Genomic DNA, 24,982 nt, shown 5'->3' with positions numbered 1-24,982 from the left:
ACCATCGCTTTGCCACAGTTGTGGCAGGTAACCATCGAGTGTCTCATACAGCACCTCAGCTCAAATCGTCCTAGATGAGCCCATGGTGCGCTACCGCGGAAAAAACCCAACCGCGTGACCTGACATCTACCCAGCACCCGGTCTGAGCTGGACATCAAACCCTCCTGGCCAGGCAACCAAGGTTATGCTGTACACGAACGATTCTATTGAATGCTCCCCTGTGGTTGATTGGCCTCGCCCAGTCGCAAAACGAGAATTCAGGACGCCAGTTCAACTCCTCAAATAGCCGCTCATCGGAAATATGTGCACGGGGGCACTTATGGGGGCACCTAATAATAAACTTGTAACTAAATTAATAAAAAACAATAGGTTATGCATAGATTTTAAATCCCCCCGGCTCCACCACTTCATCATCTAAAGACGTCCACGGACGTCTTTTTTTGTGCCTTGAATCCAGTAAATACGCGGCTTCCAGAGCTTCTGGGGACTTTTGAGGATTCCTGAGTTCCAGGCGCTTTGGTATCCCAGGTGGTATCCCGGGCTGCCAAGTGCTACTTTCAGGATACCAAAACGGTGCTGGAGGTAGCCCCCATGCCTACTAACGCAACCCGCCTCTCCGATCGCCAGCTCAAGGCAGTCAAGGCAACTGGTAAAGACTTCGTCCTCAGCGACGGCGACGGCCTGCAGCTTCGAGTACGCGCCAGCGGCTCGATGATGTGGAATTTCAATTATCGCGAGCCGTTGACCAGAAGCCGTCTTAATATGGCGCTCGGTCCATACCCCGACCTCTCATTAGCGAATGCTCGGAAGAAAGCAGTCGAGGCGCGAGAGCTACTTGCTCAAGGCATTGATCCCAAAGCCCAGCGCGATGAGCAAAGGCAAGCCAGATTGGCCGAGACCGAACACACCTTCGAGAAGATAGCCACCGCCTGGTTCGAACTGAAGAAAGACTCAGTGACGCCAGCGTATGCCGAGGACATTTGGCGTTCACTCACGTTGCATGTTTTTCCGAGCATGAAATCGACGCCGCTTTCTGAAGTTAGTGCTCCTATGGTGATCAAGCTCCTTCGCCCGATTGAGGCCAAAGGCAGCCTCGAAACAGTGAAGCGGCTGAGCCAACGACTCAACGAGATCATGACCTACGGGGTCAATTCAGGACTGATCTTTGCGAACCCCCTCAGTGGCATTCGGGCGGTGTTCAAGAAACCCAGGAAAGAGAACATGGCCGCGCTACGACCTGACGAGCTTCCGGAGCTCATGATGGAAATCGCGAATGCCAGCATCAAGCGAGTCACGCGCTGTCTGATCGAATGGCAGTTGCACACGATGACCCGTCCTGTCGAGGCAGCCACCACTCGGTGGGCAGACATCGATTTCGACAAACGCATTTGGACCATCCCACCGGAGCGCATGAAAAAGCGTCGCCCGCATACCATCCCGCTGACTGAACAGGCACTCGCGTTACTGGAGACACTCAAGCCCCATAGCGGCCACAGAGAATACGTGTTCCCGGCAGATAGAAACCCGCGTACCCACGCTAATAGCCAGACCGCCAACATGGCATTGAAACGCATGGGCTTTCAGGACCGCTTGGTCAGCCACGGCATGCGCTCCATGGCCAGCACCATCCTGAACGAGCATGGGTGGGATCCGGAGCTGATCGAAGTCGCGCTGGCGCATATCGACAAGGACGAAGTCCGAAGCGCTTACAACCGAGCGGACTACATCGAGCGCCGGCGTCCGATGATGGTTTGGTGGAGTGAGCACATCCAGAAAGCGGCCACTGGCAACCTGTCGGCATCTGCGATCAATCAAACCAGGGACCACAACGTCGCGCCGATACGGTGAGCGCTCACCGGACGCCGCCAGTAACCGAGAATGACTCCCCAGATGGAGTGGTGCTTGATTTGGCGACAACCCGCGTAATACCTTGTCTGCAGCAAGGCGACAGAAGTGGCGACTGTCGCCGTTAAAAGTCTCGCTCATGGGGCTTTCTCGGCCAAGCCCACGCGAGCGGGAAGGCTCCGCATTCCCACTCGCATGGGCTCACATTAAAAACCGACGAACGACCACCCGGCCACGGAAAACCACCGGCCTCCAAGGTCTTCCAGCGCTACCGATTGGCGCAACAGTGGTCCCCAAAATACGGTTGACCGCGAGCAGAGCGAGCGTTACACCAGAGCCTTACAAGCGCTGTCCTCGACAGCACCCAGGTAGCCAGAACCTTTGAGGCTACGCCACACCGTGGTGGTTCTCCCTAAGTGCGATTAGCGTCCGGCGGCTCGCACGGTCACAGCGATGTGATGGATGCCACTTCTTCCAGAATGCCCACTGCGGCAACTCATGCCCCCTCTTGGCTGCTCTGCAGCAAATTATCCGCTTGGCTATTTCTTGCGCCAACCTTTTGCCCGTCTCTTTGCCCCCTAAAGAGACGGGCGCATCTCACATTGCTGCAGCCCCGCTCGCATGGGGCTTTGCGGCTTTCCCCCTCGTGACAATCGGCGTGACAAACACCGAATGCTCACTCACCACAGCGATGCCGATGATGGTGCCGCAGCCCATGAAATGGACTGCACCTGACTGACAGTCAGGCATGCCCCGGTCATCACCTCGCTGCCTTCACCTGACTCAGGATCTCGCGGCATTGGTCTCGTCAGCCAGTGCAGCCTCCACCCGCCCACTTCTTCGGAGGTGTTCAGGAGGCCGGATCATGAGATGCCCAAGCTCCCGGTCGTAAGGAGCCGTCAGTCCCGCGTGAGTGGACAACCTCACAGGTCGCAGGGGCCTTGATCCCTGATAACACTCAACAACCGTGGCGGGATGAGTGAGGACGAAGTCGATAATTTCAGGAGAGTTGGGATGCAACTGTGCGAAGCGTTCGAGCCACCACAACCATTGCTGGAATATCAGCAGGCGCCACTGCCCTACCCGGTCGAAGCACTCGGGGATCTGTTGGGCCCTGCGGTCGAACGACTGGCCGAGGTGATCGGCGTGCCCTGCGCCATGGCTGCACAATCGGTGCTGGCCAGCGCGGCCCTAGTGAGCCAGGGTCATGCCAATGTCCAACTCGACGGCCGAACCTATCCGCTGTCCCTCTACCTACTGACGGTGGCGTCCTCGGGTGATCGCAAAAGCGCGGTGGACCATCTGGCACTGAAGGCGGCGCGCGACTGGGAACGGCAGCAGTGGGCCCTGTATGCGGAAAAGCTCAAAACCTATCGCGCCGCTACCACCATCATGGCCAAACCCAAAACCTCAAAGAAACCCTCGGAGGCGGAAGGCGGCGAAGTATCCGAGCCGGTACCGCCGAGACTGATCATTGCCGAGCCCACTATCGAGGCCCTGGTCAAAAGTCTGTGCCATGGTTTGCCCAGCATGGGCTTGTTCAATGATGAAGGTGGCCAGTTCTTGGGCAGCAGCACCATGAGCAAAGAGAATCTGCTCAAGGCAATCACCACCTTGTCGACACTGTGGGATGGCAGTCCCATCGACCGGGCGCGCTCCATGGCTGGGGAAAGCCTGCGTGCCTATGACCGCCGCCTCAGCCTGCATCTGATGCTGCAACCCTACCTCGCCAACCAGCTGTTCAAAGACCCGGTGATCAATGGCCAAGGCATCCTTGGCCGTTGCCTGATCAGTTGGCCCGAGCGCCTGGCCGGCCAGCGTCTCTACAAGGCAATCGACCTGACCCGAGATGCCAAAGTCCAGCGCTACCAACAGCGAATCACCGCCCTGCTGCAAAAGCCCTGGTCACTCCACAAGGATGGCTCACTCAATCCTGCCACGCTCGAGCTGACCGCCCGTGCCCGCCGGGCCTGGATTGATATTCACGACACCATCGAGTGCCAGTCTGGCGAGTTCGGCGAGCTGGCCGGCGTCCAGCCTGTCGCGAGCAAGGCGGCGGCAAACGTACTGCGTATCGCGGGCGTACTGGCCATGGTTGAAGAGGTCAATCAGTTGGATGAAGCACACATCCAGCGCGCCTCCACGTTGATGGATTACTACCTGGCCGAGATTCAGCGCCTGACCGAACAGGAGCCAGTCAATAGCCGATACGAAGAGGCGGATCGGCTGCTGCGCTGGTTGGTACAGAAAGGCTGGACCCACTTCAGCATCCGAGACGTCAATCGCAACGGCCCTCGTTTTGCCCGCAAGAGCGCTGACCATACCGCCTCTTTATTGGTCGTACTGATCACTCATCGCTGGCTGAGCAGTCGCGATGGAAGAACCTTCGAGGTACGCCATGTTCCGCCTCAATGACGCGGTGCGCCGCTACCAAGCGCAACATCAACCGCAGCCAGAATCGCGGCGTGTCGCCACCTCTGTCGCCACCCTGTCGCCGCGCCCCAGGCCAGAAACGACGCGGGTTGTCGCCACTGTCGCCGCTGTCGCCACACCACCACTTGATCCTGCCTACCTCGTCCTGCTGATTGAGCAACTACGTGAAGAAGGGGCAATGCTGCAACACCACGAGAACACCCTCCTGATCCGCCCAACACACTGGCAACAGGTAGACAGACTCAGCCGCCACTGGAAAGCCCTGCTGCGCTTTCTGCAAGAAAACGAAAACGGTGATGATGATGGCCTTGGTTGGTCGGCGTGATGGTCGCAACTTTGGCTATGGCCGCCAGCTGAGCTACGCCGGCCCACAAGCGCTAAAGGATCTGTTTGCCGGCGGCCACTTCGCCACGGTCAAAGCGCATAGCGATCGCTGGCAAGCGTTCGTGCGTTGGTGTCGGTCAGAGGACGGCCCCGGTTACAACGATGCGCGCCAGATCGACCGACAGACGCTGCAGGACTACGCCGATTACCTGCGTCATCAGATAAAGCAAGGTGAACTCTGCATCGCCACCGCGCAGAACCGCCTGAGCAGCGTTAACCGAACCCTCGCTGCGCTGCGCGGTGATCAGGACGTGAGGATCGCCAGCCCGAGTCAGGCGTTGGGACAGCAGCGCTCCACGGTACGCACCCGCGCGCCGGATGGCCAAGACCTCCAACTGGTTCAGCGATTGGTTGAGGCGCTTGGCGAAGAGCAACACGACCGCGTGGCCGCGATTGTCATGTTGGCCCGAACAACCGGTATGCGCCTGCGCGAAGCGATCCTGGCTGACCTGCCACGCTTGCACCGTGAAGCCGAGCATTTGGGCCGCATCAATATCCAGGACGGTACCAAAGGCGGTCGCTCAGGGGCTTCAGCACAGCGGTGGGTTGTGGCAAATGAAGCGGTGAAGGCGGCGCTGCAGTTGGCTCGTCATGCCTCGCCGCCCCGTAGCCGCAACTTGCTGGCCCGAGACGAAAGCTACGCCGCGTTCCTGCAACAGACCGTGCTCCCCGCCCGCGAAACTCTGCATGAACACGGACTGAAGGGCTTTCATGAATTGCGTGCGGCCTACGCCTGCGAGCGTTACGAGCAGCTCACGGGCCACGCCGCACCAGTCAATGGTGGTCACTGCTATCGTATCGACCGTGAACTGGATCGGCAGGCACGTCAGCAGATCAGCCTTGAGCTCGGGCATAACCGGATTGATGTGGTTTCGGCCTACATTGGAGGCCGAGTGTGACCAAGCCCTTCGATATGGCACTGTTCCTGACCGGAGTACTGAGCGGCTCGAAGGTCACGCAGCAACGCCACCTACGGCAAGCCCGACTCATGCAAGCGGCCATTCAACAACGATGGCAACGCGATAATCCCTGGACCTGGCAGGTCAAGCATGTGCGTTGGTTTCTCACTCAGTACCTGAAAGAGCATTCCGACGCCACCGGGTATTACTATCGGCTTACCGCTCTATTGGTCTGGAAACGATTAGGGAACGACCGGCAATTGCTGATCGGTCGCTCAGACCGTGAGTCGACTCGGCAAATACTTCACCGTTAGGGCAGAAGCCAATGGTTCAATCGTTCGTGGAATCGGTGACACCGTCGCACTTTGCACGCCGCTGATCATCAGCGAATCGGAAGTTGATTTGCTGCTTGCACGGCTCAAGCTTTCCCTGGAGCAAACTCAAGCTTGGGAACTTGAACTGGCTGTACCGGCGCAGATCGCGCCTCCGTAACAATAGAGAAAGACCATTGCGCCTCGCTCCCAGCAGACCACAGTACTAGACATTTTTTAGCCACCAATCCACCAATAATTTCGCCCCCCACCCCGCTTGCCAGATCAAAACTCCGACTCATTGGATCCAGGCCTTCGTCTGGATCCATCCCTGCGGACTTTACCTTACAGTGCCACCCAATCGTTCCGCGACCCAATCCGCAATCCACGCACCGGCGTTCGCGGTGTTGTCCAGGCTGCTGTGGTGGATGCCGCCCTCGCGTGGGGTAAAGATCTTCAACTCGCGATCAGGGCTTTGGGTAAGCTGGTCGAAGGACTGGTGCGCGTACTCTAGCGGGATCTGCCGGTCGGCCTCGCCATGGGTCACCAGAAACGGTACCTTGATGCGCTCCATTACGCCGTTGAGGTGTACCTGCTCGGCGAGGGCCATGAACTCGTCTATGTCGCTCGCACCCCATACCCAGCGCACGTGCTCCCAGTAATGCGGCACCGGCCGTTCGCCTTCGCGGTCCAGGCGGCGTTTTTGCATTTCGCCCCAGTTGTGGTTGGCGCCCCACACCACGCCCAGAGCGAAGCGCGGTTCGAAGGCCACAGCGCGCGGGCAGTAGTAACCGCCCAGGGACACGCCCAGCAAGCCGATACGCTGCGGGTCGATTTGCGCGCAGGTTTGCAGGTAGTCCATAAGCGGGCTGGCCCACTGCTCGGTGTTCGCCACGGCAGTCATGCCGTGCAGGCGCAGAGCTTCACCGGTGCCAGGCTGGTCGATGAACAGGCTGGCGATGCCGCGCTTGGCCAGCAGCTGGGGGAACAGTCCCGCGCGATGGACCATCTCCTTAGTACTGTCCAGGCCGTTGACGATCACCACGCACGGCGCCGCACCGGTCACGCCTTCTGCCGGAGTGAAGAGCCCTGCGATGTGGGCACCGGCGTACGGGATCTCGAAGCGTTGGGTGTTTTCGCCCGACAGCTTCACGCCCTCGGCAAAGGTTCGCAGAAACTTGGCATACAGTGCCTTGCGCGGCGCATAACCGTGGGCCTGCATGCGCTCGGCGGTGATGAAGTACACCGCGGCGCGATTGAGCTTGTCGCCAGCGCTGAGCAATCGGCCGCAGGCCTTGTCTTCTTCGGCCAGGGCCACCAGGTTATCGCCGCCCGCCTCCCATGCGGCCAAGAACGCCTGGGTGCCTTCGTCGTCACCCTGGCGGGCCACTTCCAGCAACGGCCGGCACATGGTCTCGATCTCTCCGATCTTGCCGCCCATCTCGATGGCCGCTGCCACCGCCAGGCTCCACACGTAGTTGGTTTCAAAATACTGGAACATGCTCATCAATCAATCCTTATCAAGTTCAGCGGCGCATAGCCGGATGTTCGCCCTGGTAAAAGGTAACGTCCCACGGGATGTCGTCCTGCATAAACGGCGGCGGGCTACCCATCCACTGAGCCGTGCCGAAGCGGAACTCCCACTCGCGCGGCACCCAGTTGTCGTCCAGGTAGTCGGTGTCGGCGCCGTACTCGGCTTCGCCGCCAGTGGGCGAGTTGAAATAGCAGAAGATTGCCGAGGCGATGCGGTGCCGGCCGGTGCCAAGAAAACCGTGCTGCCAGCCGCACTTGGTCATGTAGTTGGAGCCCACCATCACCTCGTCGAAGTCCTCGACGCCAAAACAGGTGTGATGGAAGCGCTGCACTCCACCCGCCCCCGGTGCCTGGTTGTTGAGCAAAAAGGTGTTGTGGTGCTCGTTGGCGCCATCGGCGCGCAGGTAGGTGCCCACACCCTTCTGGTGGTCAGAGAGGCGGAAGTTCAGGCGGTCGCGAAAGAACGCGAAACTCAGCCAGTAATCATCCACGGCAAACACCACGTGGTTGATGGTTTTCGGTCGAGCGCGGGTGCGCCACTTGCGGTGTTGGTTGAGGCGGTTAACGTTACCTGCGGCGTTGATCGGATCGGGTGCGTAAGTCACCTTCTTGCGGGTGAACACGCGCAAGCCCAGGGCCTGACCGCAGTCGCTGTGAAAGTGCCAGGCGCCGTCGTCGCCCAGGCGCACGTCGCGATCCGTGGAAAGGTCCGCCACCAGCCGCGCCAGGCTCTCGGCGTTGTCCACGCCCCAGATGGTTTCCTTCACGCCAAAGCCTTCGTAGCGCGAGACCGGGATGGAGGCGTGCTCGATGCCGCGCACGATGATGGTCGAGCCTTCATCCAGGCGGTAAAGGGTTTCCTGATCGTTGGAGCTCAGGCGCACCAGCCCGAAATCGTCGAAGAACCGCGAGGCCGTGGCCAGGTCCTCGACGCCGTACAACAAGGTGTCGATGCCGATGATCGCCATCTCAGGTCTCCTGAAAAATAAAGTTGCACTGCATTGTTGTTGTCCTTTTATAGCGGGGTTGCCCTGCCAGAGTAAGGAAGCTCGGCCCTTGCCGACCAATCGTTTGTCGGCATGGGATCTATCCATCCTGTGGATAGCTAGAAAAGGAAACCACCATCCACGTTGAATACCTGGCCGGTCATGTAGCTCGAGGCGTTGGATGCCAGGAACGCCAGCACCCCGCACAGGTCCTCGGGCTCGCCGGTGCGCTTGATCAACTGGCTGTCACGCACTGTCTCGAACAACTGCGCGGGCAAGGCAGCGGCGCTGCCAGGGTGACGGATGAGCCCCGGTGAAATGGCGTTGACGGTGATGCCGTATTCGCCCAGCTCCACCGCCAGCCCGCGGGTTAATCCGATGATCCCGCTTTTGGCAGCGATGTAGGCCAGAAAGCCCTTTTGCGGGCGCCCGGTGTTGCTCGATGCCAGGTTGATGATGCGCCCCCATCCGCGCTCGCGCATGGCGGGCGCAAAGGCCTGGCTGAGCAGGAACGGCGCGTCCAGGGTCACCGCCAGGCAGTCACTCCAGTCCAGGAAGCTGGTGTCTGCCAGGTTCTTAAGCGGGATGTAGGCAGCGTTGTTGACCAGCACGTCGCAACGGCCGAAGCGCTCCAATACCTGGCCCTGCAGGTAGGCGATCTGCTCGGGCTCGCGCAGGTCGCAGCGAAAGGCCTGCGCCACCCCGCCCTGTTGCTCGACGGCACGTACCACGTGGTAGGCATCGACGCAGTCGACCACGGCGATGCGCATCCCTTCCCTGGCCAGGCGTACGGCGAAGGCATGGCCCAAGCCACCCGCGGCACCGGTAATCAGGGCGACCGGTTGATCGTTGTGTTCAGCCATGGTGTTTCTCCAAATCAGTGGTGAGGGTTCAAACCGAGCATTTCGTCGAACTGCACGTGGAACAGCAGGCCCGCAGCGTAGCCATCTCGTGGGTTGACGCCGGTGTAGGGGTTAAGCCAACTGCTGGCGCCCCATGTACGCAGCACAAACGGACTGACGACGATGCTGTCGGTGAGGATGAAGTTGGCGTCCAGGGACACAGCGTATTCATTGCGCCCGGGGTTGTAGCTTCCGCCCCCGGAAGCGGCGTGAGCCTCTTCGAGGAAGCGCTGCTCGCGGCTGGTCAGTTGCGCCCAGTTGACGTTCACCGAATAGCTGTCGAACGGCCGGCTGCGAAACGGTGCCGAGAGGATCAGCCCGGCGTTGCCCTGGGTGCCGACGCCGTTGGTGGTGTCTTCGTCCAGGGTGTGGGTCAGGCTGGCATAGGCCGCCACGGCGGTGGGGGTGGGGTCGTTGGTTTTGCCGCCATCCTGGCGCCAGACGGTTTTCTTGGCGCCCAGGTAAAAGCCGCTTACGCCCTTGCTGGTGTCGGATTCGGCACTGGGGTCGGTGACTTTAGAGGTGCCGTTGACCGTGTAGTACGGGTCGGTCTGCTGGCCGTTGTTGTGAAAGCCCAGTACCTCGAGGGTTTGCGGATAGGCCTCCATCCGGTAGTCAGTGCGATAGGCCAGGTTGGCCAGGTACACCGTGCTCAGGGTACCACCGCTGTCACCGGCGTCGCGCTCCCAGCCGTTGGTGAACGGGTAGGCATTGTTACTGCGCCAGGCACCGACCTGGGCACGTAACGCGGAGCTGAAATCGTAGCCCACCCGCGCGCCCCAGTTGGCGTAAGGGGGCGGGTTGATACCGGCGGTGTCCTGCAAAATGGCGTTCACGCAGCCCAGCGGCACGTTGCACAGTGGTAGGCCGAAGTAGTTGCCGGCGTTGCTCTTGCCCACCTCGATGGCCAGCTTGTCATCCATAAGCTTTTGCTCATAGGTGAACAGACTCAGATGGCTGACCCGTGGAATGTAGGGCCCCGGTTTGCCGGCGATGACATCGCCCACCTGCCCGCCGTAGGTCAGGTTGCTGGTCCAGGGCACGTACAGTTGCTCGAAGTGAATGGTGCCACCGGGCAGGCTGACCAGCTTGTCCAAGTTGAAGTCGGCGCCAATAGCAAAGATGGTCAGCGCTTCGTGGTTGCCGGTGTCCAGGCCCACGCTGGGGTTGCGGAGGTAGATCTCGGTCATCGACAAGTGCGGGCTGACGCCGTGGTCGTTAAGCCACTTTCCCTGCTTTTCAAGAAGCTTGCCACTGGCCGGCGGCACGTTGGGCTCGACGTTGAGTACCCGTGGTCCAATCTTTTCGTTGGGGTATTCGGTGGCCATGGTGTCGGCCACCGGGCCGACTTCGCCTGCCAGGGTGGGGCCCGCCGACGCGATCATCAAAGCACAGCCAAGCGCTGTTCGAATGGTCATGTTCAGTCTCTTTTGTTGTTTTTTTGAGATGAGGGTGTCCGCTCCGGTGCCAGGGCACCGGAGTGTTCTATCAGTCAAAGGTCAGGCGTCTTAAAGGTGGGCGCCCATCACCCGCACGTTGCGTGCGGCCCGGCACTTGACCAGGCTAGCGACCAGGGCCAGCACCGCCACCGGCACGCAGATCCAGCCGGCCCAACCCACGGTGGTGGCCAGGCTGCCGCTGACCTTGCCGATGGCCACCACCAGGATCGGGCTACAGAACATGCCCAGGCAGTAGCTGCCATACCACATGCCGGTACCGAGCCCGCGGCGCTGCCAGGGCAGCTCACGCATGTTCCAGATGGCCAGGGTTGGCAACAGCAGGCCGCAACCCAGACCATTGACCAGCGCCACCGCCATGATGGCCTGCCAGTTGTGCATCTCCGGGATCAGCAGGAAGCTGGTGGCGATCAGGCCGAACGCCAGCGCCAGGCAATGTGGCGTGCGCAACCCCAGGCGGGTCAGCAGGTGCACGCTGAGGGTGCCCAGCACGATCATCACACTGCAGGCCGAAGCCACAAGGCCTGCTGTCTGGGGCGAATGCTCGCCGACATCACCCAGCAGGTAGGCCATCTGGATCTGCAGAATCATGAACATCACCGCGCCGATAAAGGTCACCACGCAGATACCCAGCAACACCTGTGGCCGGAACGTCACCGTCTCGCGCGCCTGCTCTTCATCCGACGCCATGTTCGCCGCCTTCGGCTCCCACAGCATGATCTTGCTCAGCAAAGCCAGAGCCAAGGGCACCGCGTACACCACGTACGGCATGCGCCAGCCGATCTCGCCCAGGGCGCCGCCAACCATGAAGAACAGGATGGCCGAGGACGAAGCGAAGGTGGTCTGCAGCGCCAGGTACTTCTGCCGTTGCGCGCCGCTGTAGTAGTCACCGATCAGCATGGTACTGATGGTCACCACCACCGCCTCCACGCAGCCCAGGGCAATACGGCTGACGATGATCGCGTAGAGCGAATCGAGGAACATCGGCATCAGGCCGAACAGGCCATAGCCGACGATGGATGCCACTAGCAACTGCTTGCGCCCGTAACGGTCAGCGAGGATGCCCACCAAGGGGCTGAGCAGCGCCACCAGGAGACCCGGTACTGTCAGGGCCACCGGAATCAGGAACTCGACGTTGGGCACGCTGGCAAAATGCGCCTGCATTTGCGGCAGACTCGGTGCTATGACAATTGCCGCCATGGGTGACAGGCAATTGATCAACAGCAGCAGGTACGTGGCGAAGGTCGCCTTGGACTGGGTGATGCTTGTGGGAGCGTTCATGGCCTCTCCGGATTGTTATTATTAAGGGTAAAACGCACGCTCTTTTTGTAGCAGCTTCTCAGGATTCGCGAGCAAGACTTGCTCCCACGGGAGAGCAAGCCCTGCTCGCAAATTTCAACGGCAACGGTTACAGGGTTCGGTTGATCAGTTGCTGGATATCGCCGTCATGGCGCAGGCCGAGTGCTTCGGCGGCCTGCGCTTGCAACGGTGGGTAACGGCCGAAATTTGCTTCCAGTTGTTCATTGGGTTGGTAAACCACTTGCGCGCGACGGTCCTCGCCGAAGCGCTGGCACAGCCCGTCAACCAACTGCGCCATGCTCAGGTGCAGCACCGGCAAGGCAAACACTCGCCGCGCCAACAGTTTCTCGGCCGGCAGCGTGGCAGCGTGTAGCAGGTTGTCGACGCAGCGCGCCGCCGACATCCACCACGCCACTGCCTGCGGCGACACAGGGCAGTCGAAGCGTTCGCCAGCCGCAAGCTTCCAGAACACCTCGCTCATGAACGCCGACAGCAGGCCCGAGGGCTGCGGCGGGCGCGCCACAATACCCGGAAGGCGCAGGCTAATACCATCAATCCAGCCATGGCGGCTGAAATCGTCGATCAGCAGTTCGCCCATCAACTTCTGGGTGGCGTAACTCAATTGCGGGCGCAGCGGCGTATGGTCGTCCACCGGCTCCGACAAGGGCGAGCCGTACACCGCGATGGTACTGGCGAACACCACCCGTGCCGGGCTGTCCTGATCCTTGAGCCCTTCGAGCAGGGCCAGAGTCGCATCCAGGTTGACCCGCCGTCCCAGAGGGTAGTCACGCTCGGCAGCGCCACCTGGGATGCTCGCCAGGTGAAAGACGATATCTACCGGCGTTTCCAGGGCGTCGGCCAGCAATGCTGTCTCGGCGATACTGCCGACCAGGCAACGCACCCGGGCATCGCGCGGTAGCTGGGGAAAACTCAGGTCCAGGAGGGTCAGTTGGCTCCAGCCCGGCAGCGCAGTGGGGTCTTCCAGCAATCGGCGCACTAGGGTGGCGCCGACAAAGCCGTTGGCGCCGGTGATCAGTACGTGCATGTCAGTTCTCCAGCACAGGCGCAGGGACAAAACGATGATCGATGGCGCCGAACAGGCTTTGCCCGTCCAAGCCGAAGATCTCGAACCGCAGACGGTCGCCGAACTTGAGGAACGGCGTGCTCGCCACGCCCTTCTCGATCACTTCCACCGCGCGGCGCTCGGCCAAGCAGGCAGAGCCGGTGACGTTGTAGTCGCGGTTAGAGAACGTGCCTGAACCCAGCACCGTGCCGGCGCGCAGGTTGCGAGTACGGGCCAGATGCATCACCAACTCCGGAAAGCTGAAGTCCATCTCGGCGCCATTGGGCTCGCCGAAACGCTGGCCGTTACACTGCACGTGCATGGGCAGCTTGACCCGGCCATCGTGCCAGGCCTCACCAAGCTCGTCCGGGGTGATCGCCACGGGGGCAAACACCGTGCTCGGCTTTGCCCGCAGCGGGCCAAAACCAATGCTCACTTCCTTGAACAGGTGCGCACGCAGGCTTACGTCGTTAAGCAGCATCAGCAACTTAATGTGCCCCGCGGCCGCGGCAGGCTGGATGCCCATGGGCACGTCATCGAGGACCACGGCCACTTCCCCCTCGAAATCAATCTGGTGCTCTTCACCCGGTACCGGGTAATCGTCGCAGGCACCGAGGAAGTCATCCCCCGCCCCCTGGTAGATGATAGGTACCGCCGGGTCTTTTTTGATGTCCAGATTGTACGCACGCTCCATCAGGCTGCCGTGGTTGAGAAACGACGACGCGTCGGCCCATTGATAGGCCCGTGGCAGCGGCGCCATGGCCTCGCGCGGCTCGAAATCAAAGGCCCGCGCCGCGTGCCCTTCATTGAGTGCGGCAGACAGTTGCTGCAAGGCAGGCTCGCAGCGCGGCCAGTCTTCCAGCGCCGCCTGCAGGGTGCCGGCGATACCACTAGCCAGCACGGCGCGGCTCAGGTCACGGCTTACCACCACCAGGCGGCCGTCGCGGCTGCCGTCCTTGAGGGTTGCGAGTTTCATCGGTGTTCTCCTTGCGCCGACCACAGGGCCGGGCATTGAATGAGTTCCAGCAAGTTGCCGCTGTTGTCGCGCATAAAGCCCATGGGCGTGCCGTCGATGACGTTCTCGAAGACGATGTTGGCGCCCTTGCCGCGCAAGACCGCAAAGGCCGCAGGGGCGTCCTGCACGGCAAAGCACAGGTGCTTGTGGCCGTGGGTCTTGAGGTCCAGGTGCGGCTCGCGGCGGTCGGCCGGCAAGGGGTGCGCCTGATCAAGTTGGAACAGTTCGATGCGGTAATCGCCGCAACGGATAAAGGCGATTTCGGCCGGAATCTGCGAGATAAACGCACGGCTCTCCAACTCGAAACCGAGCATCAGCCGGTACCAGTCAATGGACTCGTCCAGGTTCGGCACGCTGATGCCGCCGTGGTGGGGTTTGATCGCGAACATACCCACCTCCTCAGCTCAAAGACCGTCCGCCATCCACAGGGATGACAGCACCGGTTGTGAATGTCAGGTGGCAAGCCAGGGCCAGCACCGCCTGGGCGACTTCCTCGGGCAAGGCCAGGCGCCCCAGTGGAGTGCGCGCGGCTTGCTCGTCACGCCAGTCCTGCGCCAGGCCCTGGACAAACTCGGTATCGGCCAGCCCTGGTGCCACCGACACCACCCGTACCTGGGGCGCCAGGGCGCGGGCGAGGGACTGGGTCAGGTTGTCCACCGCCGCCTTGCTCGCGCAGTAGGCGATGTTGCTGCCCATGGCCGTGCGCGCAGCGATCGAACTGATGTTCACCACCAGGCCGTCGCCGCTGGCCTTGAGGAGCGGCGCCAGGGCGCGAATGCAGGCAATCGGGCCGCGCACATTGGTGGCCAGGATGCTGTCGATCAGCACATCGTCCAGGCCATCAAGGTCGACATGGGCGACAAAACGCGTGGTGCCGGCGCAGTTGACCAGGATGTCGCAGCGCCCGTAATGGGCCTGTACTTGGCGGGCCAGCCGGCCCAGCGCGGCGCTGTCGGTCACCGGCGCTGCCACGGCCAAGTGGCCGTTGGCGGTGGCCGGCAAGTCGGCAACTAGCGCATGGGCGGCATCGCTGGAGCGATTGTAGCCCGCCACCACGCTGGCCCCAGCCCGAGCTAGCGCTTCACAGATCACCGCGCCCAGCCCCCCGGTGGCACCGGTGACGACCGCGACCTTGCCTTCCAAGCGGTTCATCATAGGACCTTCTTCAGGCGACGCACGCGAATGTCGGCCTGCTCCTTGTGCCCGGAGAAATGCTCCAGGGCGCACAGCCGCGAGCAAACCTCGCCGATGGCCACGCTGGCTTCGTCGGTGAGCACCCGCTGGTAGGTGTGGGTCTTGATGAACTTGCCCACCCACAGCCCGCCGGTGTAACGCCCGGCGCCCATGGTCGGCAGGGTGTGGTTGGTGCCGATCACCTTGTCGCCGTACGACACGTTGGTGCGGTGCCCCAAAAACAGTCCGCCGTAGTTGGTCATACGCGCCAGGAACCAGTCCGGGTCGCGGGTCATCACCTGCACGTGCTCAGAACAGATTCGCTCGGACTCGACGAGCATCTCTTCGTCGGTGTCGCACAAAATGATTTCGCCATAGTCACGCCAGGCCACACTGGCCAACGGCGCGGTGTCCAGACGCGCCAGCACCTTCTCGATGGCAGCCGGCAGTTCTTCGGCAATGCGCGAACTGGTGGTCACGCAAAAGGCCGGTGAAGTCGGCCCGTGCTCGGCCTGGCCCAGCAAGTCGACGGCCACCAGCTCGGCGTCCACCGTGTCGTCGCAGATCACCATGGTTTCAGTCGGCCCGGCGAACAGGTCGATGCCCACGCGGCCGTACAGCTGGCGCTTGGCTTCGGCCACATAAGCATTGCCCGGACCGACGATCATGTCGACCTTCTCGATGTGCTCGGTGCCCAGGGCCATGGCCGCGACACCTTGCACCCCACCCATCACGTAGATTTCGTCAGCGCCGGCCATAGCCATCGCCGCGATAATTTCCGGCGACGGCTGGCCATCGAATGGCGGCGCGCAGGCGATCACTCGTTTCACGCCGGCCACTTTCGCCGTCAACACGCTCATGTGCGCCGACGCCAGCAGCGGGTACTTGCCGCCGGGGATATAGCAGCCCACTGAGTTCACCGGGATGTTCTTGTGGCCCAGCACCACGCCTGGCAGGGTCTCGACCTCCACATCACGCATCGACAGCAATTGGATCTGCGCAAAGCGGCGGATCTGCGCCTGGGCGAATTTGATGTCTTCAAGCGCTTGGGGTGACAAGCTATCGATGCAGCCTTGGATCTGTTCCTGGGTCAGCCGCAGGCTAGGTGGGTTCCAGTGGTCGAATTTTTCCGAATACTCGCGCACCGCCGCTTCGCCACGCTGTTCGATGGCCTGGATGATCTGCTCGACGGTGCCACGCACCTGGGCGTTGAGTTCGGCCTTTTGCTCGGCCGGTTTGCCTTTTTTTAGATAACGAATCATGGTCGGTTCCTGTCTTGTTATTGGGTTGTCAGCGCCAGTGGATCAGCGGCTGACCAGCCACCGGGGCCTGGAAAAACGGAATGCGGGTGCCCTGCAGGCTGCCCAGGTACACGGTCTTCAAGTCGGGCCCGCCGAAGGTCAGACTGGCCATCCAGGGTGCCAACATGCCGTGGGCGGCCTGCATGATCTGGGGGGTCAGGGTCTTGGCCTGGTAGTGCTGGTTCAGCAGTGCAGTGGCCTGGGGGTTGCCGTCGTCGAGCAGGGTCAACACCTCTCCATCCGGGGTCAGGGCGATCAGCTTGTCGCTCATCACCAGGGTCACCCACAGGTTGCCGAAGCTGTCGAAGGCAAAGCCGTCGGGAAAGCCTTCCAGCTCCGCCGGGCCGAACACTTCGCGGTCGCTCAGCGAGCCGTCGGCGTTCAGGCGCAGGCGAGAGATGCGCCGCACATTGCTTTCCACCACATACAGCCACTCTTCGCTGTCGTCGAAGCGGATCTCGTTAGTGCCGCCGAAGCCTTCGGCGACAATGCGGATACCCTGCTCGTCGATCACGCCGATGTAACCATCCAGCACGCCGGAATTGATCGAGTCGGTCCAGGGCTGCATCGTGGTAGTCACGGTAAACCAGATGCGGCCCTGACGATCGCGCAACGGGAAGTTGGTCTTGCCCATGGGCTTGCCGTCGAGCTGGTCGAACAGCACCTGAATATTGCCTTGGCGGTCGAGCTTCTCGATACGGTCCAGGCCCCAGTTGCAGATGATGAAGTCGCCCTGCTCGGTCAACGCCAGACCGTTGGGCAGGGAGGCACCTTGTGATTGCACGTAGCGCGATTCGAAGGAGGCCTCGTGCCCCGCCATATGCTTGGGCGCCAGCAAGGTTTGCTCTCCACTGGAGGCAATATGCATTACGCCGCCACGGGCGTCGGCGGCCCACAGGCTGCCGTCGGGCTGGGCGATGATGCATTCGGGGCGTTGCAGGTCGTGGCCGATGAAACTGATGGTATCGCGCTCGACCTGCCAGCCTTTGAGGGGGTTGCGTTGCATGTGCATGTCCTTGCGTCAGAGCGGCTGGGCAACTACGTCGATCATCCTTTTCATCAGGCCGGCGAAGTCGGCATCTTGCGTGGGCCGCTGTTCCCATTCACCGATCTGCACCGAGCCCTGGTTGATGAACTTGCAGCGCTCAAAGCGGCGCTGCATGAAGCCGTCGAGCACTTGGGCGAGAGTCAGCTCGGCGCCACAGAGTTCGCCCAGCACCACCGCGTCTTCCACCGCTTGCGCGGCGCCCTGGCCCATGTGCGGCGTGGTGGCGTGGGCGGCGTCGCCGATCAGCAGCACGCGGCCGCGATACCAGGGTGCCGGCATCAACAGTGCTTCCAGCGGGCGGTACACCACCTTGCTGTTGTCGGTGATCTGCGCGCTCAGTTCCGGCACCAGGCCGCCGTAGCCTTCCAGGCGCTGACGAAACTCGGCGGCCAGGGTGTCAGGGTCGAAGAACGGGTTACCCGGCTCCTCGAACACCGAGAGGATGTACAAGCTGTCTTCGGTCAGTGGCGTGTAGCCGGCCTTGCCGCCCGCCTTACCTTCGAACATGTGCGACCAGAGCAGATCCTTGGGCCGTGGCAAGTTGTAGCGCCACACGCCCTGGCCGGTGAATTGCGGTGTGTACTGCTCGCCGAACACCGTGGTGCGCACCTTGGAGTACACGCCGTCTGCGCCCACCACCAGGTCGTAGTCGCCACGGCTGCCGTCGGTGAACTGCACGCTGACGTTATCGGCGCTCTGTTCAATGTTACTGAAGGTCAGGCCCAGGCGCAGGTGCGCGCCACTGGCGGTCACAGCGTCAAGCAGCACCTGGTGCAACGCCGGGCGGGTCAGGCCGAGGTTGGCCGGGTACTGCTCACCGGCCAACCGGGCGCCGCTGAGTTCGACTTTTACCTCGCCCTGCTGGTTGCAAATGCGCAGGCCCTTGTACGGAAAACCGGCGGCCACTGCCGCATCGGCGATGCCCAATTGCGCCATGGCGCGAATGCAGTTGGCCTGCACCACAATACCCACGTGAAAAACCTTGGCCTGTGGGCTGATTTCGACGATGTCGACCGCAACGCCTGCCTTGCGCAGGGCAATGGCGGCACTGAGCCCACCGATGCCACCGCCGATGATCAGGACTTTCTTGATGTCGCTCATCAACGCGCTCCTCTTGAACGGATCTTGTTTTGGGTGTGAATCGGGGCGGCCTTCCGAGGAAATATGAGATGGGACACGGATCAGCTCTCCAAACTTATTCTTGTTATCGCCAGCCTGGTGGGGGTGCCGGCTGAACATGGCTCTACCTTAATCACCCCTCAGGTATGCCGGAAATTGTTTGTACGGATAGGTCCAATCCAGCCCGTGGATAGCTCAACAAGCAGTCGCGCCGGCATCCACTCGTAGGTCCGTGGCCGTGACCCAGCTGGACTCGTCGCTGGCCAGGTAGATTGCCGCCCAACCGATGTCTTCGGACTGGCCGATGCGCTGAGGCAGTAACTGGTGGTCCAGGGCGGCCTGGCGAAAATTCGGATCGGCCGCCAGGTGGTCACGGGTGGCGGCGGTTTCGATCAGCCCCGGGGAAATGCTGTTGGCGCGGATACCGTGGGGGCCGCCCTCCATTGCCAGCTGTCGGGTCATGGCCAGCACCCCGCCCTTGCCGGCGCAGTGGGCCAGTGCCGGTGAGCCTTTCAAACTCATCCAGGCATTGGCCGAGGCGAAGTTGATGATCGAGCCGCCGCCCCTGGCCTTGAGCACCGGCCAGGCGGCCTGGCACAGCAGGAACACCAGGTCCAGTTCACCGGCGAGGGTCTTGCGCCAGTGATGGTGGTAATCCATGTCTTCGATCCAGGCGAACGCCCCGAAGGCAGCCGCGTTGATCAGAATATCGAAGCCCTGATGCAGATCTGCCGCCCACCGCACTAAGCGTTGAGCTTCGTGGGGATCGGTCAGGTCGCACGGGTACAGGCTGTCGATGCAAAGCCCTTCGGCTAAGGCCTGCGCCACGGTGTGTTGAGCGGCGACAGCGTCCAGGTCGCAGCCCAGTACACGGGCCCCCTGACGGGCGAACATCAGGGCGCAACACCGGCCAATGCCACTGCCGATACCGGTGACGAGGGCAACTTTGCCCAGCAAACGAGATGAATGAGTCATGTGGGTTCCTGCGAAAAAAGATGGAACTCTCCAATTTAGGGAGTCCGCCCTTCATCAGGAAATTGCCAGTCTGGATGCCAGGCATCCATCTCGTGGATAGGCCATTTTTATTATCCAGGTTCAAACTTGCTCTATGCACAGGTATAACGACCACAAATGCCTGTGCCCATAATCATAAAAAACACGGAGCAAGACCATGCGTTTCCATGGTTTGGATTTGAACCTGCTGGTGGTGCTGGATGTGCTACTGGCCGAACAGAACATAACCCGCGCAGGCGAGCGCCTGCACCTCAGCCAGCCGGCCACCAGCGCAGCGCTTTCACGCTTGCGCGATTACTTCGAGGACGATCTGTTGGTGCAGATCGGCCGCAAGATGGTCCGCACGTCGATGGCCGAGACCCTGGCCCAGCCGATTCGCGACCTGCTGATCCAGATGCGCTCCACGCTGGAGAACCGCAGCCAGTTCCAACCGGAACTGGCCAGCCGCAACTTCACCCTGATGGCCTCGGACTACGTGGGCATGGTGCTGTTGCCCGAAGTCAGCCGCAAGCTCAGTGCCATTGCCCCGCAGTGCTCCATCGAACAGTACCTGCCCACCGATGAGGCGGCCCTTGAGATCGAACGCGGGCATGTTGACTTTCTGTTGCTGCCCGACAACAACATCCTCAAGGCACATCCCTCCACCGCACTGTTCAGCGATGAGTACGTGTGCGTGCTGTGCAAGAATCACTCGGCGGCCAACGGGCCGCTGTCGATGGATGACTACAAGGCATTGGGGCACGTGCTTGTGCGTTGGGGCACCGAACATCGCGCGCCGATGGCCGATGAGTGGTTTGTGCGCAGCTTCGGCTTTGAGCGCAGGGTTGAGGTGACCACCAATACTTTCAACAGCGTGCCGCCCTTCCTGATCGGTACCCAGCGCGTGGCCACCATGCACCGCCGCCTGGCCGAGCGCTGGGCGCAATACCTACCCCTGAGCGTGGTTCCCGCGCCCTGGACGGCGCCGCCGTTAACCATTGCCATGCAGTGGAACAAATACCAGCAGCATGATCCGGGGTTGGCGTGGTTGCGGCACCTGATCATCGAGACCGCAGCCTCCCTCCCCTGACCCGCTGCCTGTAGCAGCTGTCGAAGGCTGCTACAGGTTAGCCGTCGTAGGCTTTGCGGGCGGCGTTGATGGCCGGGGCCTGTTGTTCGAGCCAGGCCAGCAGCCCGTCCAACTGCTCCACGAGTGCCAACCCCAAGGGCTTGAGGCTGTATTCCACCTGCGGTGGAATGGTCGCGATCACCGTGCGTTCGAGCATGCCATCGCGCTCCAAGGCGCGTAGTTTGAGGGTCAGAATACGCTGCGAAAGCGTGCCATCGGCCATGTCATTGACCTCGCGCTGCAACTCGGTAAAGCGCAGTGTGCCATTGCGCAACACCAGCAACAGCAGCGGGCTCCAGCGATCGCCCAGGCGGGCCAGCGTTTCGCGGATCGGCCCATGGGGGTCGTTACCGCCGCGCAGCACGCGCTCTTTCAGATCGTCCAGCGCCTGGCGCTGAACCGTGTCGACCACTCGCGTCGACCCTTCGCCCTTGTGCATCCCACTCTCCACATATTGCGCCCAGGGGGTACGCACATTCAGGTAACCGACCCACATTAAAGTGCCGTCTTCCGCGTATTTACCAGCCGCTCTTAGAATCGCCCCAGCAGCGCCCGCCCCTGGCAAGGCGCTGAAAACAAAAACAACAGACGCGGAAGGTCCACATGAATCAATACGATGTTGTCGCCATCGGCGGCGGGCACAATGGCCTCGTGGCCGCGGCCTACCTGGCCAAGGCCGGCAAGAAAGTCCTGGTGCTGGAGCGCAAGGACTACGTCGGCGGCGGCGTGACAACGCGCCAGCTTAACACTCCCGGCTTCTGGCATGACGAGCACTCCAGCGTGCACATCATGATCCAGGGCAACCCCATGATCACCCAGGACGAGCTTGAGCTGTTCAGCAAGTTTGGCCTCAAGTACAACTATTCCGACGTACCCCACGCCACCGTTTTCGAGGACGGTAGTGCGCTGATCACCTACCGCGACCTGGACAAGGCCTGCGAATCCATCGCCAGCGTCTCGCCCCGCGATGCCGAAACCTATCGCAAACTGGCCACCAAGGCCGCCGGCTTGTTACCGATGTTCCTTTCCGGTTTCTACTCGCCGCCCCTGCCCATGGGCGCCATGGTCGCCATGCTCGACCAGAGCCTGGAAGGCCGCGAGATATTCGACGCCATGCAACGCAGCACCCTGGACATCATCGATAACCTGTTCGAGCACGACAAGGTCAAGATCCACCTGCTGCGGGTGATCGCCGAGAACCTACAAGCACCCGATGAGCTGGGCACCGGAATGGGCGTCTACGTGTTCGTCGGCATTATGCACACCCACGGCGTGTCGCAGCCCGTGGGCGGTAGCGGCAAGCTGTCCGAAGCCCTGGTGCGCTGTATCGAGCACCACGGAGGCGAGATCCGCTGCAACAGTGAAGTGCGCAAGGTCATCACAGAGGGTGGCCGCGCTACCGGTGTCGAGCTGGCCGATGGTGAACGCATACTGGCCCGCGACGCAGTGATCGGCGCCCTGCACCCCCATGTGATCAAGCGCTTCGTCGATGGGCTGGATCCGGGTGTGATCGCCCGTGCCGAACGCACCACCCTGGCCCCATTTAGCCTGTTCGTCAGCCACTACGATTTGCATAACAAGGCCGAGTTCTACGCCGGTGTCGATGTCGGTCGCGCCACCATGTTGACCATGATGAGCAGCGACCGCCTGAGCGACATGCTCGACGACTTCGACGAGCTGCGCCGTGGCCGCGTGTCGAAGCGCCGGCTGGTAGCCGGTGGTGACGAGAGCATCAACGATCCGACCCGCGTGCCGCCTGGCAAAGGCATGTTCCATGGCATGACCTTCGCCCCCTACAACCTGGCCGAAGGCGGCGCCGCGCGCTGGGATGACTATAAGGAGGAGTTCGGCGATCTGAGCCTCCAGGCCTACCGCAAGTTCGTCAAGAACCTCACACCCGACAACATCATTGCCCGCAAGGTGTGCTCACCGCTTGACCTGGAACGCAGCTCGCCCAACTCCATGGTCAAAGGCGACGTACACGGCGTAGCTCCTTACTTCTATCAAAACTTCGCGCACCGCCCCACGCCCGACCTTGGCCGCCTCAGCGTACCTGGGTTGGACAACCTGTACCTGGTAGGTCCCTTCATGCACCCAGGTGGTGGGGTATTTGGCGCAGGCCGTGGCACCGCCATCAAAATGTTCGATGACATGGGCATCGATTTCGAACGCGTGACGAGGAACTGAACATGAAGATTTTCGGTAGCGACAATAGTGAGTTGATGGCCGTCAGTGCCATTGAACGCAATGGAAATGAGTTGGTGCTCAAGGGCAAAATTTTCGGTGCCATGCCGATGCTTGCCAAAGTACGGCCGGAGGAAGCCCGTGCTGCATTGCGATTGCTAGATTGCAAAACGGTTATATTCCTTCTTAGTCTGTTGTTCAGACCATCTAGTAAGAAGCCAAAGAATTGATAAGCTGGGGGATGCAGCAATTTTAGATAATGTTGAGCTCAATGCAGAAGCGCAATATTTGAGCCGGCTTTTTCCTGGGCCGCCAGCTACTATCGGCCCGGGAAACACAGCGAAAGACGCATTATCTTCGACTTATAACTAATGAGCAGATTTCAACCTCAGATGCCTACATATTACCGTTGAGCTTCGAGGCCGACTGTTTCAACAGAATCGAGCATGAGCGGATGTGCATAGACAGACTCACGACCATAGAAATCGACAGAGCGGCACACGATGATAGTAAAATTTCCGAGCTGAACGGTATTCCAATTGGTATTCCAGCCAAAAACCAAAACAGATATTTATCATAAAAATCAATAAGATAAAAGCTGTGTTCAAATTACCCCGGCTCATCATCTAAAGACGTCCACAGACGTCTTTTTTTTGCACCTTAAACCCAACAAAATCAAATCCCTATAGGCCATCAGCATCCCTAGACATCCGCCCCCCCACATTACCGGGTACTCCAAATGGTACCAGTGGTCATTTTTGGAACACCAATTAACGCCATGGAACACCTCATGTGCGCCCAAGCCCCCGCCTCTCTGACCGCCAGCTCAAAGCGGTGAAACCGAAAGACACGGACTATCTCTGCGCCAAGACGCAGCGCGCGGGTGATTTGGCGACCATTAGCCCAGGGCCAGAATCTTCCATTTTTAAACTCATGCACCGGTTTTCGGGGCAGTTGGGTCAAGATTATTCAGAGACTTCAAAAACGGCCTTCTGTTTCAACATGGCCAACAACCTTTCAGCGGCAACTGACAGTTGCCGACCCGCTCGGACCATCAGGTGTGCCTCGGCACTTTCGAATACTTCGCTGCGGGTCCTGAGCGCTACAAGCGTACCTTCTGCGATTTCATTGGCTACTGCGTGCGAGGACAGGAAGGTCACCCCGAGATGGGCTTTTACATAGCTCTTGAGGGTGGCGATTGAGTTGGTGACCAGATTGGATTCGAATTGAATGCGATCGTGGAATTGCGCCAGCTTAACCAGATTGCTTAAGCCAAAGCCGTTGGACATCAAGCCCACCGGATAGGGGCAAACATCACTCAATGCCAGTGGCTGCGGCTTCTCGGTAAGGGGATGGCCGGGCCAGGTGATGACGCACATTGGCTGTTTGCGCAACATCACCGTACGCACGGCGGGATCGATAGGCGGACGGTAGGCCAAGCCGATGTGAGCCTGATCACTTGCCAGCATCCGCACGGTGTCGACGGCATTGGCGAACTCCAGCGTAACCACCAGCTTGGGGTGCTGCTGGCTGAAGTCCTGAAGCACCCAGCGGACTAATTCCTCGCGGAAACCCTCGCCCGCAACAATGTGAATCTCACCTCTCTCCAGACCCTTGAGTTCGGAAATCTGAGTCAGCAGCAATGCTTCGCTTGATCGCCGCTCACGACAATGGTTGATCACCAGTTTGGCAGCTTCCGTAGGGACGATACCCCTGCCGTGGCGCTGTAGGAGTTGCACCCCCAACTCGCTTTCCAACTGGTGGATTTGCCGGCTGACAACTGAGGGCTCGATATTCAGACGATCCGCTGCGCCTCGGATTGAGCCGGCTTCTGCGACCTCTGAAAAATAGTGAAGTCGCCGTTCATTAAGGCCGATTTTTTGCAATTAGGGCTCTCCTGTCTGTTGA

Annotated in this window: 24 protein-coding genes; 9 read left to right on the top strand and 15 right to left on the bottom strand. The window is 60.8% G+C overall.

Annotated features, from left to right (window positions below):
- The first annotated feature begins 591 nt into the window (after positions 1–591).
- From NR164_RS16800 to NR164_RS16775, 6 genes are all read left to right on the top strand, one after another.
- A complete protein-coding gene (locus NR164_RS16800) occupies positions 592–1,848 on the top strand; it encodes an integrase domain-containing protein (protein ID WP_014336554.1) in 1,257 nt (418 codons plus the stop codon).
- 1,011 nt (positions 1,849–2,859) lie between these two features.
- Positions 2,860–4,260, top strand: coding sequence for a YfjI family protein (locus tag NR164_RS16795; protein WP_014336553.1), 1,401 nt, complete (start codon positions 2,860–2,862; stop codon positions 4,258–4,260).
- Positions 4,244–4,603, top strand: coding sequence for a hypothetical protein (locus NR164_RS16790; RefSeq protein WP_041475724.1), 360 nt, complete (start codon positions 4,244–4,246; stop codon positions 4,601–4,603). The genes NR164_RS16795 and NR164_RS16790 overlap by 17 nt, the downstream gene beginning before the upstream one ends.
- The gene (locus tag NR164_RS16785; protein ID WP_041476248.1) at positions 4,581–5,561 is read left to right on the top strand and encodes an integrase domain-containing protein; all 981 of its coding nucleotides are present in this window, start codon (positions 4,581–4,583) and stop codon (positions 5,559–5,561) included. The genes NR164_RS16790 and NR164_RS16785 overlap by 23 nt, the downstream gene beginning before the upstream one ends.
- Positions 5,558–5,875 carry a hypothetical protein gene (locus tag NR164_RS16780; RefSeq protein ID WP_041475723.1) on the top strand — a complete coding sequence of 106 codons (318 nt, stop codon included), beginning with the start codon at positions 5,558–5,560 and terminating at the stop codon, positions 5,873–5,875. Before NR164_RS16785 ends, NR164_RS16780 begins: the two co-directional genes overlap by 4 nt.
- Positions 5,844–6,053, top strand: a complete 210-nt coding sequence (locus NR164_RS16775) for a hypothetical protein (RefSeq protein ID WP_148272441.1) — start codon at positions 5,844–5,846, stop codon at positions 6,051–6,053. The genes NR164_RS16780 and NR164_RS16775 overlap by 32 nt, the downstream gene beginning before the upstream one ends.
- 159 nt (positions 6,054–6,212) lie before the next feature.
- Here NR164_RS16775 and NR164_RS16770 read toward each other — a convergent pair whose 3' ends face one another.
- The 13 genes from NR164_RS16770 to NR164_RS16710 form a co-directional block, all read right to left on the bottom strand.
- On the bottom strand, positions 6,213–7,373 hold the full coding sequence (locus tag NR164_RS16770; protein WP_041476247.1) for a S9 family peptidase: 1,161 nt from the start codon (positions 7,371–7,373) through the stop codon (positions 6,213–6,215).
- Positions 7,374–7,398: 25 nt separating this feature from the next.
- Positions 7,399–8,373 (bottom strand): VOC family protein, encoded by a 975-nt coding sequence (locus NR164_RS16765; protein ID WP_014336550.1) that lies wholly within the window; start codon positions 8,371–8,373, stop codon positions 7,399–7,401.
- 137 nt (positions 8,374–8,510) lie between these two features.
- Positions 8,511–9,254, bottom strand: a complete 744-nt coding sequence (locus NR164_RS16760; protein WP_256823010.1) for an SDR family NAD(P)-dependent oxidoreductase — start codon at positions 9,252–9,254, stop codon at positions 8,511–8,513.
- A gap of 14 nt (positions 9,255–9,268) precedes the next feature.
- Complete coding sequence (locus tag NR164_RS16755) at positions 9,269–10,711, bottom strand: carbohydrate porin (RefSeq protein WP_256823009.1); 1,443 nt, start codon at positions 10,709–10,711, stop codon at positions 9,269–9,271.
- Positions 10,712–10,801: 90 nt separating this feature from the next.
- Positions 10,802–12,031, bottom strand: a complete 1,230-nt coding sequence (locus NR164_RS16750) for an MFS transporter (RefSeq protein ID WP_256823008.1) — start codon at positions 12,029–12,031, stop codon at positions 10,802–10,804.
- Between the two features lie 127 nt (positions 12,032–12,158).
- The gene (locus tag NR164_RS16745) at positions 12,159–13,094 is read right to left on the bottom strand and encodes an NAD-dependent epimerase/dehydratase family protein (protein WP_256823007.1); all 936 of its coding nucleotides are present in this window, start codon (positions 13,092–13,094) and stop codon (positions 12,159–12,161) included.
- A 1-nt stretch (position 13,095) separates the two neighbouring features.
- A complete protein-coding gene (locus NR164_RS16740) occupies positions 13,096–14,088 on the bottom strand; it encodes a fumarylacetoacetate hydrolase family protein (RefSeq protein WP_256823006.1) in 993 nt (330 codons plus the stop codon).
- Entirely contained in the window at positions 14,085–14,516 is a 432-nt protein-coding gene (locus tag NR164_RS16735; RefSeq protein WP_256823005.1) for a VOC family protein, read from the bottom strand. The genes NR164_RS16740 and NR164_RS16735 overlap by 4 nt, the downstream gene beginning before the upstream one ends.
- Before the next feature lie 10 nt (positions 14,517–14,526).
- Positions 14,527–15,279, bottom strand: coding sequence for an SDR family NAD(P)-dependent oxidoreductase (locus NR164_RS16730; protein ID WP_256823004.1), 753 nt, complete (start codon positions 15,277–15,279; stop codon positions 14,527–14,529).
- Positions 15,279–16,562 (bottom strand): histidinol dehydrogenase, encoded by a 1,284-nt coding sequence (gene hisD, locus NR164_RS16725; protein WP_256823003.1) that lies wholly within the window; start codon positions 16,560–16,562, stop codon positions 15,279–15,281. Before hisD ends, NR164_RS16730 begins: the two co-directional genes overlap by 1 nt.
- 28 nt (positions 16,563–16,590) lie before the next feature.
- Positions 16,591–17,607: an SMP-30/gluconolactonase/LRE family protein gene (locus tag NR164_RS16720; RefSeq protein ID WP_014336541.1), complete on the bottom strand. Its 1,017-nt coding sequence runs from the start codon at positions 17,605–17,607 to the stop codon at positions 16,591–16,593.
- A 15-nt stretch (positions 17,608–17,622) separates the two neighbouring features.
- Positions 17,623–18,750, bottom strand: a complete 1,128-nt coding sequence (locus NR164_RS16715; protein WP_256823002.1) for an FAD-dependent oxidoreductase — start codon at positions 18,748–18,750, stop codon at positions 17,623–17,625.
- 213 nt (positions 18,751–18,963) lie between these two features.
- Complete coding sequence (locus NR164_RS16710) at positions 18,964–19,743, bottom strand: SDR family NAD(P)-dependent oxidoreductase (protein WP_256823001.1); 780 nt, start codon at positions 19,741–19,743, stop codon at positions 18,964–18,966.
- A 196-nt stretch (positions 19,744–19,939) separates the two neighbouring features.
- Here NR164_RS16710 and NR164_RS16705 point away from each other — a divergent pair, with 196 nt between their 5' ends.
- Positions 19,940–20,851 carry a LysR family transcriptional regulator gene (locus NR164_RS16705; protein WP_014336538.1) on the top strand — a complete coding sequence of 304 codons (912 nt, stop codon included), beginning with the start codon at positions 19,940–19,942 and terminating at the stop codon, positions 20,849–20,851.
- 37 nt (positions 20,852–20,888) lie between these two features.
- On the opposite strand, the gene NR164_RS16700 is transcribed toward NR164_RS16705, so the two are convergent.
- Complete coding sequence (locus tag NR164_RS16700) at positions 20,889–21,329, bottom strand: helix-turn-helix domain-containing protein (RefSeq protein WP_014336537.1); 441 nt, start codon at positions 21,327–21,329, stop codon at positions 20,889–20,891.
- Between the two features lie 164 nt (positions 21,330–21,493).
- Here NR164_RS16700 and NR164_RS16695 point away from each other — a divergent pair, with 164 nt between their 5' ends.
- The gene (locus tag NR164_RS16695; RefSeq protein WP_256823000.1) at positions 21,494–23,077 is read left to right on the top strand and encodes an NAD(P)/FAD-dependent oxidoreductase; all 1,584 of its coding nucleotides are present in this window, start codon (positions 21,494–21,496) and stop codon (positions 23,075–23,077) included.
- A 2-nt stretch (positions 23,078–23,079) separates the two neighbouring features.
- Entirely contained in the window at positions 23,080–23,304 is a 225-nt protein-coding gene (locus NR164_RS16690) for a hypothetical protein (RefSeq protein WP_041475722.1), read from the top strand.
- A 735-nt stretch (positions 23,305–24,039) separates the two neighbouring features.
- Here the strand turns inward: NR164_RS16690 and NR164_RS16685 are convergent.
- Positions 24,040–24,960, bottom strand: coding sequence for a LysR family transcriptional regulator (locus NR164_RS16685; RefSeq protein ID WP_256822999.1), 921 nt, complete (start codon positions 24,958–24,960; stop codon positions 24,040–24,042).
- Positions 24,961–24,982: the final 22 nt, after the last annotated feature.

The organism is Pseudomonas sp. Pse79 (assembly GCF_024519615.1).
Lineage (GTDB): Bacteria > Pseudomonadota > Gammaproteobacteria > Pseudomonadales > Pseudomonadaceae > Aquipseudomonas > Aquipseudomonas veronii.
This window is presented reverse-complemented; position numbering and strand designations above follow the sequence as displayed.